The following is a 15,449-nucleotide window of genomic DNA, read 5'->3' as shown; positions in this document are numbered from 1 at the left end:
ACCCTTGACCGGCAGGGGTCCGCGCGTAACGTGGAAGGCGTGGACTGGCTGTGGTGGTTTGACGCGCCGGAGTACCACTTCGCCCGGCAGGTGCTGCAACGGGGTGTCGCGGCACTCTATTTCGTGGCGTTCCTGTCCACCCTGAACCAGTTCCCCGCGTTGCTCGGCGAGCTAGGGCTGCTGCCGGTGCCGACATACCTGGCCGGGTTCAGCCGGTTGCGGCGCCCCACGCTGTTCCGCTGGCGGTACTCGGACGGGCTGCTGCGCGGAGTCTGCGCCGCCGGCCTGGTGGTGTCGGCGCTGCTGGTGGCCGGAATTCCGCAGCTGGGCCCGCCCTGGGTGCCCCTGCTTGCATTCCTGGCCCTGTGGCTGCTGTATATGTCCATCGTGAACGTGGGGCAGACCTTCTACGGGTTCGGCTGGGAGATGCTGCTCCTGGAGGCGGGCTTCACCGTGGGCTTCCTGGGTTCCGACCAGACGGAGCCGCCCCGGACCATCCTGATCCTGATGGTCTGGCTGGTGTTCCGGCTGGAGTTCGGCGCCGGAATGATCAAGATCCGCGGCGGAAGGGAGTGGCGCGACCTGACCGCCCTGTACTACCACCACGAAACCCAACCCATGCCCGGGCCGCTGAGCCGGCAGGCGCACCTGCTGCCCAAACCGCTGCACCGGATCGAGGTGGTGGGCAACCACATCGCCCAACTGGTGGTCCCGTTCCTGCTGTTCGCACCCCAGCCGGTGGCCAGCGCCGCGGCGGGAGTGGTGGTGGTGACCCAGCTGTGGCTGGTGGCCAGCGGCAACTTCGCCTGGCTGAACTGGATGGCAATCGTCCTGGCGTTCGCTGCGGTCAGCGACCCCGTGGCGCACGCCGTGGTCCCCGCCATCCCCGCGGACTGGAATGCTGCGGGCGCCCGGCCGGAGACCCCGCTGTGGTGGCTGGCCATCACGCTGGCGGCGTCGGTCCTGCTGCTGGTGCTGAGCTACTGGCCGCTGCGGAACCTTGTCTCCCGCCGGCAGCTGATGAACGCCAGCTTCAACCGGTGGCAGCTGGTCAACGCCTACGGCGCGTTCGGCACGGTGACCAAACAGCGCATAGAGATCATGGTGGAGGGCACGCTGGATGACGACCCAGGCGACAGTTCTGACTGGCGCGAGTACGCGTTCAAGGGCAAGCCGGGGGACGTCCGCCGGATCCCGCGGCAGTGGGCCCCCTACCACCTGCGGCTGGACTGGCTGATGTGGTTCCTGCCGCTGCGCACCGTGCACGAGGAATGGTTCTACGCATTCCTGGCCAAGCTGCTGGCAGCTGACCGGCAGATGCTGCGGCTGCTGCGGAAGGACCCGTTCGACGGCGCCGCGCCGCGGTGGGTGCGCGTGCGCAGCTTCCATTACCGCTTCGCCAGCCGGACCGAGTTCCGGGAAACAGGGAACCGCTGGGTGCGGACCCTGCTGTCCGAGCCGATCCCGGCCACGTCCCTCCGGCGGCCGGAGGGACGGCAACGGTAGCTAGGCCTGCACGGCGGCGCGGCGGACGATCTCCTGGGCGTGCTTGAGGATGGGCCCGTCAATCATTTTGCCTTGGTACGTGAAAACCCCGGATCCCGCCGACGCGGCAGCGTCCAGCAGTGCCGTGGCTGCGGCCACCTCGTCGGCCGAGGGCGCATAGGCGTTCCGGACCACGGCTGCCTGGTTGGGATGGATGCAGGCCTTGGAGCTGAAGCCGGAGGCCACGGCGTCGGTAGCTTCCACAGCGAGTCCGTCGAGGTCGGGAATGGTGGTGTAGACGGCGTCCACAGCTTCCTTGCCGTGGGCGCGGGCGGCCAGGAGCACTGACGAGCGGGCATGCAGCGCCACTGCCCGGTAGCCGCCGTCGTCCTTCCGGCTGGACGTGCCGCCCAGGGAGGCCAGGAGGTCCTCGGCTCCCCACATGAGGCCCACCACATTGGGGGCGGCGGCAATGGCAGGGGCGTTGAGGACGCCCAGCGCTGTCTCGCACAGCGCGATCACCTGGTATCCCTCCAGCGCCTTGAGCTGTTCAGCCGATTCGGCCTTGGCCAGCATCACCGTGCGGTAGGGCGTGTGCGCCAGGCAGTGCAGGTCCTTCTCGAAGTCCTCGGTGCCCACGGGGTTTACCCTGACGATGGTGCAGCTCGGCTCAAGCTCGGGCTCCTCGCCCGTGGTGCCCACCTGGGCCAGGATGGCGCCGCGCGCCCGCTGCTTGTCGGCCGGCGCCACGGCGTCCTCAAGGTCAAGGATCACGGCGTCCGCCCGCGCGGCAGCCTTTTGGTAGCGCTCGGGACGGTCGGCGGGGCAAAAGAGCAGGGCGGGGCCCATCACAAAGGTCATAAGGCTATTCTCCGACGTTTTGGCTGTTCTGCGCGTTCCCATGTGCCTCCCGCGTCCACATCAGGCAGCTGCGGGTGGCCCGTGCCACCACGGTGCCGTCCTGGTTGCGGCCGGTGTGTTCCATGGTCACGATGCCCTGGCCGGGGCGCGAGGCCGAAAGCCGCCTGCCGGTGATCACTGTCTCCGTGTAGAGCGTATCCCCGTGGTACAGCGGGTGCGGGAAGGATACGTCGGTCAGGCCCAGCTGGGCGATGATGGTCCCCTGGGTCAGCTGGGTGACGGACTGGCCCACCATGGTGGCCAGGGTGAACATGGAATTCATCAGCCGCTGCCCGAAGGGCTGGCCGGCACTCCAGGCCGCGTCCAGGTGCAGCGCCTGGGTATTCATGGTCATCGTACTGAACAGGACGTTGTCCGCCTCCGTCACCGTCCTGCCCGGACGGTGCGCGTACACCGCGCCCTCCTGCAGCTCGTCGAAATACAGCCCGCGCTGCTCTATGACCTGCCGCCCCGCAGCCGGTTCGCCGTCCTGCGTGCGGTTGCCGCCGGTCATACGGTGAGCTCCCGGTCTTCCTCGAAGAGGTCCGCGCCGGTGGCCGCCACCACGTCCTCCACCGAGACGTTGGGAGCCAGTTCGCTCAGGACCAACCGTGAAGTGCCGCCCTCCTTCACGACGTCGATGACGGCCAGGTCGGTGATGATCCGGTCCACGCAGCCCTTTCCGGTCAGGGGAAGGGAGCATTCCTTTACGATCTTGGGGTTGCCGTTGCGGTCAACGTGCTCCATCATCACGATCACCCGTTTGGCGCCGAACACCAGGTCCATGGCGCCGCCCATGCCCTTGACCATCTTTCCCGGAATCATCCAGTTGGCCAGGTCTCCGTTGGCGGCCACCTCCATGGCGCCCAGGACGGCGAGGTCCACGTGGCCGCCGCGGATCATGCCGAAGGACGTGGCCGAATCGAAAAACGCAGCGCCCCTGTTGACGGTGACGGTCTCCTTGCCGGCGTTGATCAGGTCGGGGTCGATCGCGTCCTCCGCCGGGTAGGGGCCGACGCCGAGGATCCCGTTCTCGGAGTGCAGCACCACTTCCACCCCGGCCGGGATGTAGTTGGGGATCAGCGTGGGCATCCCGATGCCCAGGTTCACGTACTGGCCGTTGCGCAGCTCCCTGGCTACGCGGGCGGCGAGTTCGTTGCGGGTCCAGCCCTTGGTTTCGGCAGCAGGCGTCGAATCGCCGGATGAAGCCGGCGGCCGGGAACCCGCCCTGCGGTATTCCGGCCGTACGGCTTCGGGGCGCGGGGCCTCGGCACTGTTGGGATCCATGGTCATGCTCCTGCCTGGTTGAGTGCCACCGTCCGCTTTTCGATGCGCTTCTCGCCGTCCTGCGCCAGGACCACCCGCTGGACGAAAATGCCGGGAGTGTGAATGTGTTCGGGGTCCAGTTCGCCGGGCTCCACGAGTTCCTCCACCTCGGCGATGGTGATGCGCCCTGCCATGGCGCACAGCGGGTTAAAGTTCATGGCGGTGGCGTGGAAGACCAGGTTGCCGTGCCGGTCGCCTTTCCACGCGTGCACCAGTCCGAAGTCCGGGGTGAGCGACTCTTCCAGGACGTAGTCCACTCCCCCGAAGGAGCGGACTTCCTTGGCGGCTGAGGCCACAGCGATTCCGCCGTTGGCGTCGTACTTCTGCGGCAGGCCGCCGTCGGACACCTGGGTGCCGACCCCCGCTTTGGTGTAGAACGCAGGGATCCCGGCCCCGCCGGCGCGCAGCTTTTCGGCCAGCGTGCCCTGCGGGGTGAGCACCACCTCCAGCTCGCCGGCCAGGTACTGGCGGGCAAATTCCTTGTTCTCGCCAACGTAGGAGCTGATGGTGCGGCGGATGCGGCCGTCGCGGAGGAGGATGCCGAGCCCCCAGTCGTCCACGCCGCAGTTGTTGCTGACGGTTTCCAGGTCCGTTGTTCCGGCCCGGTGGAGGGCATCGATCAGGGCCACCGGAATTCCGCAGAGCCCGAATCCGCCAACGGCCAGCGACGCGCCGTCGGGGATGTCCGCGACGGCCTGGTCCGCACTGGCAACAACCTTGTCAATCATCATTGATCCTTTCGGGCCGGCTAAAGTCCCAGTTCGCGGGCGATCAGCATCAGCTGGACCTCCGTGGTGCCCTCCCCCACTTCAAGGATCTTGGAGTCGCGGTAGTGGCGTGCCACGGTGAACTCGTTGATGAAGCCATAGCCGCCGAATACCTGGGTGGCATCCCGCGCATTGTCCATGGCCGCCTCGCCTGCGACCATCTTAGCGATGGCCGCCTGCGTCTTGAACGGCTTGCCGGCGAGCATCCGGGCGGCCGCGTCGTAGTAGGCCAGCCGGGCGGTGTGGGCCCGCGCTTCCATCCGGGCGATCTTGAACGCAATGGCCTGGTACTTGCCGATGTTCTGGCCGAACGCGCTGCGTTCCTTGGCGTACTTCACCGATTGGTCCACGCAGCCCTGCGCGGCACCGGTGGCCAGGGCGGCGATGGCAATCCGGCCCTCATCCAGGATGGACAGGAAGTTGGCGTAGCCGCGCCCTTCGGTTCCCAACAGGTTTTCCTCCGGCACCCGGACATCCTTGAGGGTCAGCGGGTGGGTGTCGGAGGCATTCCATCCCACCTTGTTGTAGGCCTTTTCCGCCTTGAAACCCGGGGTGTCGGTGGGCACCAGGATGGTGGAGATGTCCTTCTTGATGCTGCCGTCGGGGCGTTCCTGCTGGCCGGTGACGGCCGTGACGGTGACCAGGCGGGTGATGCCCGTTCCAGAGTTGGTGATGAACTCCTTGTTGCCGTTGATCACCCAGTTGCCGTCCTCGCGCCGGGCGTGGGTCTTGGTGCCGCCGGCGTCCGAGCCGGCCTCCGGTTCGGTGAGCCCGAACCCGGCGAGCGCCTGGCCGGATGCCAGCATGGGCAGCCATTCCTGCTTCTGGGCGTCCGTGCCGAAGCGGTACACCGGCATGGCGCCCAGGGACACCCCGGCCTCCAGGGTGATGGCGACCGACTGGTCCACGCGGCCCAGTTGTTCCAGGGCGAGCGCCAGGGCGAAGTAGTCCCCGCCCATGCCGCCGTATTCCTCGGGGAAGGGCAGCCCGAACAGGCCCATTTCCCCCATCTGCTTCACCACGTCATAGGGGAAGCTGTGCTCTTCGTCATGCTTGGCGGAGACCGGGGCCACCACATTGTCCGCAAAGTCGCGGACGGTGTCGCTGAGGTCCTGGTATTCCTCGTTGAGTTCAAAACCGGTCATGGTCAGGCTCCTTCGCCTTGGTCTGCAGCTGCGTCTGTCTCTGGGTCGGTTGTCTCCGGGCCAGTGCCCGTGGGAGCGGGGACCGCACCGGTGGGATGGGGGTGGATGGTGGCCAGGACCTGGTCGGCCTTCACCAGGTCTCCGGTACGGGCCGTCAGGTGGACGGTCCCCGCCAGGGGTGCCACCAGGTGGTGTTCCATCTTCATGGCCTCGACGGACACCAGGACTTCCCCTGCCTCCACCGCGTCGCCGTCGTTGACCGGGACGGCCACCACGGTTCCCGGCATGGGCGAGCGCACCTCGGGGTCGGCGGCACCTTCCTGGCGCTGGACGGCTGCCAGCACCCGTTCCAGCCTTGCCTCCCGGGTGAGGAGTTCCAGCCGGCAGGACCAGCCGCCACTGCCGAGGTACAGCCGGGCGGTGGGCCCGGACTCTGCGGCAACCATGTAGGTCCGTTCCTCCCCGGCAAGGGTGAGGACGGCGCTCCCGTCCTCCGCCACCCTCAGCGACGCTTCCTGCCGTGCACCGCCGTTGACGGAGACCACTGCCGGGCCTCCCCCGGCGGGGCAGTCCGTCACCGCAACGGTTGCCACGCCGCCGTCGGCCGTTCCCAGGCTGATCCGGCGGGGCGCCGGTGCCCCCAGCCGCCAGCCGCTCCTGGCCTGCCACGGTCCGACGGCGGCGGTGGGACGGTTCGTTTCCTCCAGTGAGAGGGCGTACAGCGCAGCCGCCACCAGTTCGGGATCGCCAACGTGCCGGAATTCGAGCCCCGGCAGCTTCCGTTCGATCAGTCCCGTGTCCAGGTGCCCGCGCTGGACGTCGGGATCGCTGAGCAGGAGCCGCAGGTACTCCACGTTGGTCTCGATCCCCAGGGCGGTGTAGCCGGACAGGGTCGTGTCCAGGGAATCCAGCGCCGCCGCGCGGTCCGCACCCCAGGCGATGACCTTGGAAATCATGGGATCGTAATTCGCGGAGAGCTCCAGGCCTTCCACCAGGGAGGAATCCACCCGGACCGGGCTGCCGGACACTGCCGGCAGTTCGTCCAGCCGGAGCACCGTCCCGGTGGAGGGAAGGAAGTTCTTCTCCGGCACCTCGGCGTAGACCCTCGCCTCCACGGCGTGGCCGGCAAGGCCGACGTCGGCCTGGCGGACGGTGAGCGGGTCACCGGCGGCGATCCGCACCTGCCATTCCACCAGGTCGACGCCCGTCACCATCTCAGTGACGGGGTGCTCCACCTGCAGCCGGGTGTTCATCTCCATGAAGAAGAACTCGTCCGGCGCGTCATCTGAGACCAGGAACTCCACCGTTCCGGCCCCGGTATAGTCCACGCTGCGGGCGGCGTTGCAGGCGGCCTCGCCGATGCGGGCCCGGACTTCCGCACCGTTGGGCAGGCCCTCCAGCAGGGGCGACGGAGCTTCCTCAATGACTTTCTGGTGGCGGCGCTGCAGGGAGCACTCGCGCTCGCCGAGGTGGATGACGTTGCCGTGGCTGTCCGCCAGCACCTGCACCTCGATATGCCGCGGGGTGGTTACCAGGCGCTCCAGGAACAAGGTGTCATCCCCGAAAGCGGCTGCAGCCACGCGCCGTGCCGTGGCCAGGGCAGCGGGCAGGTCCGCCGGTCCTTCGACAACGTGCATGCCCTTGCCGCCACCTCCGGCGGAGGGCTTGATCAGGAGGGGATAGCCGACGGCGGCAGCAGCCTCCACCAGTTCGCTGTCCGTCATCCCGGGCCGGGCAATGCCGGGGACCACCGGCACGCCGTACCCTGCCACGTGGTTCTTGGCTCGGATCTTGTCGCCCATGACGTCCAGTGCTTCAACGCCGGGCCCGATAAAGGCGATGCCGGCTTTTTCGAGGGCACGGGCGAAGTCCGCGTTTTCGCTCAGGAAGCCGTAGCCGGGGTGGACTGCCTCAGCCCCGGACAGCCGGCAGGCGTCCAGGATGGCGTCGATGCTCAGGTAGCTTTCGCTTGCCGCGGCGGGGCCTATCCGTACCGAGGTGTCAGCCTCGCGCACGTGCCGGGCACCGGCGTCGGCGTCGCTGTAGACGGCGACGGACCGGATCCCCAGGAGGCGCAGCGTGCGGATGACGCGGCACGCGATCTCACCGCGGTTGGCCACCAGGACGGTGTTGAAGAGGGAGCCGCTGCGGGTCATTGCGCTGTCCCCTGGCGTGGCGGTGTTGGTCTGCGTGGTCATTGCTGGCTCACATCCGGAAGAGGCCGAAGGAAGTCTCCGGCAAGGGGGTGCGGGAAACGACGTCGAGCGCCAGGCCCAGGACGGTGCGGGTATCGGCGGGGTCGATGACGCCGTCGTCCCAGAGGCGGGCCGTTGAGTAGTAGGGGCTTCCCTGGTCCTCGTACTGCCGGCGGATGGGCGCTTTGAAGGCTTCCTCGTCGTCGGCGGCCCATTCCTCCCCTGCGGCCTCGTACTGGTCCCGTTTGACGGTGGCCAGCACGCTGGCTGCCTGGTTGCCGCCCATCACCGAAATCCGGGCGGCGGGCCACATCCACAGGAACCGCGGCGAATAAGCCCGGCCGCACATGGAGTAGTTTCCGGCGCCGAAGGAGCCGCCGATCACCACTGTCAGCTTGGGGACGCGGGCCGTGGCGACGGCCGTCACCATCTTGGCTCCGTTTTTGGCGATGCCGCCCTGTTCGGCGTCCTTCCCCACCATGAAACCGGAGATGTTCTGCAGGAACAGCAGCGGGATGCCGCGCTGGTCGCACAGTTCGATGAAATGCGCACCCTTGAGCGATGACTCGCTGAACAGCACGCCGTTGTTGGCCACGATGCCTACGGGATGACCATCGATCCGGGCGAATCCGGTGACCAAGGTGGTGCCGTAGTCCTTTTTGAACTCGTGGAACCTGCTGCCGTCCACCAGGCGGGCGATGACCTCGTGGACGTCGTAGGGGGCGTTGACGTCCGTGGGCACGGCACCATAGAGGCCGTCCGGGTCCGCGGCGGGCTCGACAACGGGTTCCACCTGCCAGGCCGGCGCGGCGGGAGGCGGGAGGGTGGCGACGATGTCCCGGATGATCTGGAGGGCGTGTTCGTCGTTCTCGGCCAGGTGGTCCGTGACGCCTGAAATCTTCGAGTGCACCTCGCCGCCACCCAGTTCCTCGGCGGTGACGATCTCCCCGATGGCTGCCTTCACCAGCGGCGGGCCGCCCAGGAAGATGGTGCCCTGGTTGCGGACGATGACGGTTTCATCGCTCATGGCGGGGACGTAAGCTCCACCCGCCGTGCAGGACCCCATGACGGCGGCGAGCTGCGGAATCTTGGCTGCGGAAAGGCGTGCCTGGTTGTAGAAGATCCGGCCGAAATGCTCCTTGTCAGGGAAGACTTCGTCCTGCTTGGGCAGGAAGGCGCCGCCTGAGTCCACCAGGTAGATGCAGGGCAGCCGGTTTTCCAGCGCGATCTCCTGGGCGCGGAGGTGCTTCTTCACTGTCATGGGGTAATAGGTTCCGCCCTTGACGGTGGCGTCGTTGGAGATGACCAGGACCTGCCGGCCGTGCACCAGGCCGATTCCTGCGATCACCCCGGCGCCGGGTGCGTCATCTCCGTACATCCCGTTGGCCGCAAGCGGCGCGATCTCCAGGAAGGGGCTGCCATCATCCAACAGCTGGTCGATCCGGTCCCGCGGCAGCAGCTTGCCCCGGGCCACGTGCCGGTCCCGCGACTTTTGGGGCCCGCCGAGGGCGGCATCCGCCAGCTTCTTCCGCAGCTCGCCGGCGAGCGACAGCTGCTCTTCCCGGGTGGCGCGGAAGGACTCGCTTGCTGGGTCGAGCCGGGTGGCCAGGGTCTCCATCGACGTTCCGTTCTCTTAAGGGTCCGCGCGGCGCCAAGGCCAACTCGGTTAGTGACTAATAACTGAAATTCAGGTTAGTCTCGATTAACTGTGATGTCCAACACATCGACGCGTTGCTAGACTCTGGGCTGGCCCAAGGAGGAAAAGTGTCCAGCAATACAACGCAGCCGGCCCCTGCTGCCCCACACTCCGAAGACCAGGGCTCCGCGACCCACGGTGCCGCAACCCAGGGCCCAACACATCAGGCCCCAACGGCACAGGCCCCGACAACCCAGCGCGGCAAGGCCAAGGAGAACCGGCGGCAGGCGCTGCTCTCCGCCGCTGCGTCCCTGTTTGCTGCCAACGGCTTCAACCGGGTTTCGCTGGAGGACCTGGGCGCAGCGGCAGGCGTCAGCGGACCTGCGGTGTACCGCCACTTTCCCGGCAAGCAGGCGGTCCTGGCTGACCTTCTGGTCACGGTGAGCCAGGAACTGCTGGATGGCGGGCGCCAGGTGGTGGAGCGCGCCGCGGACCCCCAGGCCGCACTGCGGCAGCTGGTGGAGTTCCAGGTGGATTTCGCGCTTGGCAAGCCGGACGTGATCCGGGTGCAGGACCGGGACTTCACCAACCTGTCCGAGCAGGACCAGTTGGCCGTGCGGACACTCCAGCGCAACTACGTGGAGCTGTGGGTGGACGTCCTTGCCAAGATCCACCCAGCCACAGACCTGGCCGAGCTGCGGATGCGGGCGCACGCCACCTTCGGCCTCATCAACTCCACCCCGCATTCGGTCCGCAGCCACGGCCGGCGCCTGGCGGCCGGCGTCGCCCGCCCCCTGCTGGAACGGATGGCATTGGCTGCCCTGACTGTGCCCCCGGCCTGAGGCCCAACGCACCGGGCCCGCCGGCGACGGGCACCACAACCGGCCCGTCCCCGCATGACCGGCCCCTAGCAGCACCGCCTACGCGGGCCCGGGCCGGTCGTGCACGGGAGTGACAGCAGCTAGACCATGGTCAGCACCATGCCGGGATCGGCCAGGATGGCACCCACATCCGCCAGGAACCGGGATCCCTGCTCGCCGTCCACCAGGCGATGGTCGAAGGACAGGCTCAGCGTGAGGACCTGGCGCAGCGCCACCTCCCCCCGGTATTCCCAGGGCATGGTCCGGACCGCTCCCAGGCCAAGGATCGCCGCTTCCCCCGGGTTGAGGATGGGGGTACCGGCGTCGATGCCGAAGACGCCGATGTTGGTGATGGAGATGGTGCCGCCGGAGAGGTCGGCCGGTGTTGTCTTGCCCGCCCGGGCAGTCTCGGCGAGTGAGGTGAGTTCCCGGGCCAGCTGCGGCAGTGGCAGGGTGTCGGCGTCCTTGATGTTGGGAACCGTGAGTCCCCGCGGCGTGGCGGCGGCGATGCCCAGGTTCACGTAGTGGAAGGTGACGATCTCCTGGTTGCCCTCGTCCCAGCGGGAGTTCAGCGCCGGGTTCCGGCGCAGGGCGATAAGGAGGGCTTTGGCGGCGAGCGTCAACGGGGTGAGCTTCACGCCGGCGAAGGCCCTGCTGTCCTTGAGCCTGGCCAGCAGTTCCAGGCTCGGCGTAACGTCCACGGTCAGGAACTCGGTGGCATGCGGCGCGGTAAAGGCGCTCTGCACCATGGCGGCCGCGGTGTGCTTGCGGACGCCCTTGATCGGGGTCCGCGTCTCCCGCTCCCCCGCACCGGCTCCAGCCGGTGGCGCAGACCCCTGCTCCGGCATCCCGGGCACGGCCTCGTGTCCTGCGAAGGCCAGGACGTCCTCCCGCGTGATCAGGCCGCCGGCTCCAGTGCCCGCAACTCGTGCGAGGTCCAGCCCCAAATCCTTGGCCAGCTTGCGGACCGGAGGCGTGGACCGGGGACGTTCGGCGGTTTGGCCCTCCACGGTGGCGGATCGGACCGAAACAGATTGGACCGGCGCAGGCTGAACGGCTGCAGGCTCCACCCGGCCGGCCTCCGGGGCCTTGGTTCCCCCCGCCGCAACCACCGGGGCAACGTTCCTGGGCCGCCGCGCCGGGCGCCCGGAGCTTTCGACGACGGCGCCGTACCCCACCAGGTTCGGTTGCCGTTTCGGTGTGTCCACCTCAGCCTCACGGGACCCCGCGCCCGCGGCGCCGGACGGCGCTGCGGGTGAGTGCCCGTCGTCGTCCGCTACCTCGAAGGACACGATCGGCTTGCCCACTTCCACCACTGACCCGGGCTGCTCGTGAAGCTCTTTGATGACCCCTGCGAAAGGGGACGGAAGCTCCACCACGGCCTTGGCAGTCTCCACTTCGGCGATGACCTGGTTCAGGCTGACGGTATCGCCAACGGCCACTTTCCAGCTGAGGATTTCGGACTCGGTGAGCCCCTCCCCCAGGTCTGGGAGCCGGAATTCCTTGATCATGGTGGCGCTCATCCTTCCAGTCCGCTCAGGGAGTTCGGGCGGCCCAGGGCACGGTCCACGCCGTCCAGGATGCGGTCCAGGCCAGGCAGGTGGTGCATTTCCAGCTTGGAGTAGGGGTAGGGGATGTCGAACCCCGTAACCCGGACCGGCGCGGCCTCCAGGTGATAGAAGCACCGCTCGGTGATGCTGGCAGCCACTTCCGCGCCCAGGCCGCCGGACTGGGCCGCCTCATGGGTGATGACCAGGCGCCCGGTCTTCCGCACGGACGCCACCACCGGTTCGTAGTCCACGGGCGCCAGCGAGCGCAGGTCGATGACTTCGATCGAAATGCCCTCGTCCGCCGCTGCGGAGGCAGCGTCCAGGGCGGTCTTGACCAGGGGCCCGTAGGCCACCAGGGTGACGTCGCTGCCGTCGGTCAGCACGCGGGCCTTGTCCATGGGCAGGGCCGAGGCAGGAGCCAGCGACTCGTCCACCTCGCCTTTGTCGTGGTAGCGGCGCTTGGGCTCGAAGTACAGTACGGGGTCGTCGCAGGCAATGGCCTGCTGGATGACGGTGTAGGCGTCCTGCGGGTTGGCAACAGTGACCACGCGCAGGCCGGAAGTATGGGTGAAATAGGCTTCCGGAGACTCTGAGTGGTGCTCCGGTGAGCCGATGCCGCCGCCGAACGGAACCCTGATGGTGATGGGCATCTTGACGGCCCCGCTGGTTCGGTAATGCAGTTTGGCTACCTGGCTGACGATTTGGTCGAACGCCGGATAGATGAACCCGTCGAACTGGATTTCCACCACGGGCCGGTAGCCGCGGTAGGCCAGGCCGACGGCGGTTCCCACGATGGCGGACTCCGCCAGTGGGGTGTCCACCACCCGGTGGGTGCCGAAATCCTTTTGCAGGCCATCCGTCACCCGGAAGACGCCGCCCAGGGTGCCGATGTCCTCGCCGAGGAGAACCACCTTGGGGTCGTTCTCCAGGGACTTCCGGAGCCCGGCGTTGATGGCACGGGCAAAGGTCAACTGGGTCATCAGCGTGCACCTTCTTCTGAAACGGCTCCTGCGGGTTCACCAAAGGAAGCCAGATACCTTGCGTAGTGGTCCTGCTGGCGTTCCAGCCAGGAATTGGGGGTGCTGTAGACGTGCTTGAAGACGTCCAGTGGCTGGGGCTCCGGCATGGTGGTGCAGCCCCGGCGCATCTGTGCCGCCACAGTGTCGGCCTTGTCCTTGACCCGCTGCTGCAGTTCCGCGGTGAGCAGCCCCTTGCGCTCCAGCAGGCCGGCCAGACGGGTGATGGGGTCTTTTGCGGCCCAGTCCTCCAGCTCGTTGGCGTCCCGGTAGCGGGTGGGGTCATCGGCGGTGGTGTGCGGCCCCATGCGGTAGGTGACGGCCTCGATGAAGGTGGGACCGCCGCCGCGCCGGGCGCGGTCAAGGGCCAGCCTGGTGGCGGCCATGACCGCCAGGACGTCGTTGCCGTCCACCCGGAGGCTGGGGATCCCGAACCCTGCGGCCCGGTCTGCGAGCTGGATGTGGGACTGCAGGCGGACGGGTTCGGAGATGGCCCAGTGGTTGTTGGTGCAGAAGAACACCACCGGGACCTGGAAGCTGGCGGCGAACACCATGGCCTCGTTGACGTCGCCCTCGCTGGTGGCGCCGTCACCGAAGTAGGTGACTGCCACGGCATCGGCTCCGTCATTCTGGATTCCCATGGCGTAGCCCGTGGCGTGCAGGGTCTGGGCGCCGATGATGATCTGCGGGGTGGCCATGTTGATGCTGTACGGGTCCCAGCCGCCGGACGCGTTGCCGCGCCAGACCCGGAGGAGGTCCGTCAGGTCCACGCCGCGGCAATAGGCCACACCGTTCTCGCGGTAGCTGGAAAACACGAAGTCGTCGGTGCGCAGCGACCGTCCGGAACCGATCTGGGCCGCCTCCTGGCCAAGGAGCGGGGGCCACAGGGCAAGCTCACCCTGGCGCTGCAGGGCGGTGGCCTCCACATCGATCCGCCGGATGACGGTCATGTCCTCGAAGAGCGAGCACAAGTGGTCCTCGGTGATGTCCCTGACCCAGAAATCGAATTCGGGGTGGCTGATCCGCTCACCGGCCGGGGTGATCAGCTGGAGGAATTCCGGCCCGGTTTCGCCGGGATTTCCTGCGTTGTGGGGGGTGTTTGCGCCGCCATGGCCCGTTTGGTCTGTAGACACGATTGCCGCAACCTTCGAACGTCGTGGACCCGTGGTTTGGGGCTTTTGGCCCCTGCCGCCACCGGCCTTCCGGGCGTCATTGCCCCAGATACTGTGACCCTACTCACAATGGCCAGGGGGTACAACCACTGGCGCTGTTCCTGAGCAAAGTGCACTGTCTGCCACCCCGGCACCGTGCTAGCGTTGCGCATTATGCGAGCTTTGGATGGCACTGATACCCGCCTGCTGTCGGCATTGGCACAGGATCCGCGGCGTACCGTGGTGGCCCTCGCGCAGAAACTGGGCCTGTCCCGGAATACCGTCCAGGCGCGGATGGCACAGCTGGAAAAGAAGCACGTCTTCCTGTCCTTCGAGCGGCGCCTCAATCCGGCGGCGCTGGGATACCCGCTCATGGCCTTCATCTCCGTCCACGTCCAGCAGCAGAAGCTCGGGCGGCTGGCAGGGGAAATCGCCGCGATCCCGGAGGTCCTGGAGGGTTACGGGCTGACAGGGTCAGCAGACCTGCTGCTGCGCGTGGTGGCCAGGGATGCCGAGGATCTGTTCCGCATCAACGGCAAGATCTTGGCCTGCGACGGCGTGGAGCGGGCAGACACGGCGCTGGCCATGGGCGAGTTGATCCCTTTCCGCGTGCAGCCCCTGCTGGACCGGGAGTCCGAGGGCAGCTAGCAACAGCGCCGGCCCGGTTCCGCAAGAACGCACGACGGCGGCGGGCAGGGTTATAGGCTGGTGCCAGTCATATGCCGGGCCGGGAAGGCCCGGGCCACTCCACCGGGCGCTGGAGCGCCTGTCCCACGAAAGGCCCACCCTTGAGCAGTCCCCAGGATCCATACCGGCAGGGCCAGGCAGGTTTCACCCCGCAACAGTATCCCGGGTTGCCGCCGGAACAGCCCGCCCCGTTCGGCCTCCCCGGCGAACCGCCGCGCCGGCGGAACCGGCGGACGCTGTGGATCATCCTTGGCAGCATAGGTGGGGTGTTGCTGCTGGTGGTCATCGGCGTCGTGATCCTGGTGAACGTGGTGGGCAGCGCCACCAACGAGGCCCGGGGCCTTGCGGATGATTTCACCAGGAAGGTGATCGCCGGCGACTCGTCCGGCGCCTACGACGAGTACCTTGACCCCGCCCTGCAGAAGCAGCTGTCCAAGGAGGCCTTCATCTCCGGCGTGAAGAGCCTGGACATGGACAGTTCGTGCCAGCCGGCCTACAACAACCTCAAGGTTGCCACCGATAACGGCGTCAAGTCAGCCGAGGTGGTGGGCCAGATCAGCTGCAGCGGCAAGAAGGTGGACCTTGCCTACCGGTTCGAGGGGTCCGACAAGTTGCTGATGACCAACATCAAACTGCGGCCCGCGGCGTAGCCAAGGGCGGAAGCGGCGGAAACTGGAAAGGGTACTGATCTTTTTACCCATCCGTCCCCGCCAACGATCCGAATCGCTTCC

General features: G+C 67.6%; 14 protein-coding genes. 4 read left to right on the top strand and 10 right to left on the bottom strand.

Annotated features, from left to right (window positions below; translation table 11 throughout):
* Nucleotides 1-39 precede the first annotated feature (39 nt).
* Nucleotides 40-1,506: a lipase maturation factor family protein gene (locus HNO81_RS11205; RefSeq protein ID WP_175318236.1), complete on the top strand. Its 1,467-nt coding sequence runs from the start codon at nucleotides 40-42 to the stop codon at nucleotides 1,504-1,506.
* On the opposite strand, the gene HNO81_RS11200 is transcribed toward HNO81_RS11205, so the two are convergent.
* From HNO81_RS11200 to HNO81_RS11170, 7 genes are read right to left on the bottom strand one after another with little or no spacing between them, the layout of a single operon-like run.
* Nucleotides 1,507-2,346, bottom strand: coding sequence for a CoA ester lyase (locus HNO81_RS11200; RefSeq protein WP_175318206.1), 840 nt, complete (start codon nucleotides 2,344-2,346; stop codon nucleotides 1,507-1,509).
* Nucleotides 2,347-2,350: 4 nt separating this feature from the next.
* On the bottom strand, nucleotides 2,351-2,899 hold the full coding sequence (locus HNO81_RS11195) for a MaoC family dehydratase (RefSeq protein ID WP_175318205.1): 549 nt from the start codon (nucleotides 2,897-2,899) through the stop codon (nucleotides 2,351-2,353).
* Complete coding sequence (locus HNO81_RS11190) at nucleotides 2,896-3,672, bottom strand: CoA transferase subunit B (RefSeq protein WP_175318204.1); 777 nt, start codon at nucleotides 3,670-3,672, stop codon at nucleotides 2,896-2,898. Before HNO81_RS11190 ends, HNO81_RS11195 begins: the two co-directional genes overlap by 4 nt.
* Nucleotides 3,673-3,674: 2 nt before the next feature.
* The gene (locus HNO81_RS11185; RefSeq protein WP_175318203.1) at nucleotides 3,675-4,439 is read right to left on the bottom strand and encodes a CoA transferase subunit A; all 765 of its coding nucleotides are present in this window, start codon (nucleotides 4,437-4,439) and stop codon (nucleotides 3,675-3,677) included.
* Nucleotides 4,440-4,459: 20 nt separating this feature from the next.
* Nucleotides 4,460-5,623 (bottom strand): acyl-CoA dehydrogenase family protein, encoded by a 1,164-nt coding sequence (locus HNO81_RS11180; protein ID WP_175318202.1) that lies wholly within the window; start codon nucleotides 5,621-5,623, stop codon nucleotides 4,460-4,462.
* A 2-nt stretch (nucleotides 5,624-5,625) separates the two neighbouring features.
* Nucleotides 5,626-7,821, bottom strand: coding sequence for a biotin carboxylase N-terminal domain-containing protein (locus tag HNO81_RS11175; protein ID WP_175318201.1), 2,196 nt, complete (start codon nucleotides 7,819-7,821; stop codon nucleotides 5,626-5,628).
* Nucleotides 7,822-7,828: 7 nt separating this feature from the next.
* Complete coding sequence (locus HNO81_RS11170; RefSeq protein ID WP_175318200.1) at nucleotides 7,829-9,436, bottom strand: carboxyl transferase domain-containing protein; 1,608 nt, start codon at nucleotides 9,434-9,436, stop codon at nucleotides 7,829-7,831.
* A 146-nt stretch (nucleotides 9,437-9,582) separates the two neighbouring features.
* Here HNO81_RS11170 and HNO81_RS11165 point away from each other — a divergent pair, with 146 nt between their 5' ends.
* Entirely contained in the window at nucleotides 9,583-10,296 is a 714-nt protein-coding gene (locus HNO81_RS11165; RefSeq protein ID WP_371818230.1) for a TetR/AcrR family transcriptional regulator, read from the top strand.
* Between the two features lie 119 nt (nucleotides 10,297-10,415).
* Here HNO81_RS11165 and HNO81_RS11160 read toward each other — a convergent pair whose 3' ends face one another.
* Genes HNO81_RS11160 through pdhA form a run of 3 tightly spaced genes read right to left on the bottom strand, consistent with a single transcriptional unit; the run spans nucleotide 10,416 to nucleotide 14,013 of the window.
* A complete protein-coding gene (locus HNO81_RS11160; RefSeq protein WP_175318199.1) occupies nucleotides 10,416-11,837 on the bottom strand; it encodes a dihydrolipoamide acetyltransferase family protein in 1,422 nt (473 codons plus the stop codon).
* Complete coding sequence (locus HNO81_RS11155; protein ID WP_175318198.1) at nucleotides 11,834-12,844, bottom strand: alpha-ketoacid dehydrogenase subunit beta; 1,011 nt, start codon at nucleotides 12,842-12,844, stop codon at nucleotides 11,834-11,836. Before HNO81_RS11155 ends, HNO81_RS11160 begins: the two co-directional genes overlap by 4 nt.
* On the bottom strand, nucleotides 12,844-14,013 hold the full coding sequence (gene pdhA / locus HNO81_RS11150) for a pyruvate dehydrogenase (acetyl-transferring) E1 component subunit alpha (protein ID WP_175318197.1): 1,170 nt from the start codon (nucleotides 14,011-14,013) through the stop codon (nucleotides 12,844-12,846). Before pdhA ends, HNO81_RS11155 begins: the two co-directional genes overlap by 1 nt.
* A gap of 192 nt (nucleotides 14,014-14,205) precedes the next feature.
* On the opposite strand from pdhA, the gene HNO81_RS11145 reads away from it, so the two are divergent.
* Together HNO81_RS11145 and HNO81_RS11140 are read left to right on the top strand one after the other, a co-directional pair.
* Entirely contained in the window at nucleotides 14,206-14,679 is a 474-nt protein-coding gene (locus tag HNO81_RS11145; protein ID WP_175318196.1) for an Lrp/AsnC family transcriptional regulator, read from the top strand.
* Nucleotides 14,680-14,819: 140 nt separating this feature from the next.
* A complete protein-coding gene (locus HNO81_RS11140) occupies nucleotides 14,820-15,368 on the top strand; it encodes a hypothetical protein (RefSeq protein WP_175318195.1) in 549 nt (182 codons plus the stop codon).
* Nucleotides 15,369-15,449 lie beyond the last annotated feature (81 nt).

It is taken from the genome of Pseudarthrobacter sp. C4D7 (assembly GCF_013359725.1).
In the GTDB taxonomy this organism is placed as follows: domain Bacteria; phylum Actinomycetota; class Actinomycetes; order Actinomycetales; family Micrococcaceae; genus Arthrobacter.
This window is presented reverse-complemented; position numbering and strand designations above follow the sequence as displayed.

Excerpts from the sequence above, each read along its gene's own strand:
- HNO81_RS11200 (WP_175318206.1), bottom strand. The coding sequence starts at position 2,346 with ATGACCTTTGTGATGGGCCCCGCCCTGCTCTTTTGCCCCGCCGACCGT.
- HNO81_RS11195 (WP_175318205.1), bottom strand. The coding sequence starts at position 2,899 with ATGACCGGCGGCAACCGCACGCAGGACGGCGAACCGGCTGCGGGGCGG.
- HNO81_RS11190 (WP_175318204.1), bottom strand. The coding sequence starts at position 3,672 with ATGGATCCCAACAGTGCCGAGGCCCCGCGCCCCGAAGCCGTACGGCCG.
- HNO81_RS11185 (WP_175318203.1), bottom strand. The coding sequence starts at position 4,439 with ATGATTGACAAGGTTGTTGCCAGTGCGGACCAGGCCGTCGCGGACATC.
- HNO81_RS11180 (WP_175318202.1), bottom strand. The coding sequence starts at position 5,623 with ATGACCGGTTTTGAACTCAACGAGGAATACCAGGACCTCAGCGACACC.
- HNO81_RS11175 (WP_175318201.1), bottom strand. The coding sequence starts at position 7,821 with ATGACCACGCAGACCAACACCGCCACGCCAGGGGACAGCGCAATGACC.
- HNO81_RS11170 (WP_175318200.1), bottom strand. The coding sequence starts at position 9,436 with ATGGAGACCCTGGCCACCCGGCTCGACCCAGCAAGCGAGTCCTTCCGC.
- HNO81_RS11160 (WP_175318199.1), bottom strand. The coding sequence starts at position 11,837 with ATGAGCGCCACCATGATCAAGGAATTCCGGCTCCCAGACCTGGGGGAG.
- HNO81_RS11155 (WP_175318198.1), bottom strand. The coding sequence starts at position 12,844 with ATGACCCAGTTGACCTTTGCCCGTGCCATCAACGCCGGGCTCCGGAAG.
- HNO81_RS11145 (WP_175318196.1), top strand. The coding sequence starts at position 14,206 with ATGCGAGCTTTGGATGGCACTGATACCCGCCTGCTGTCGGCATTGGCA.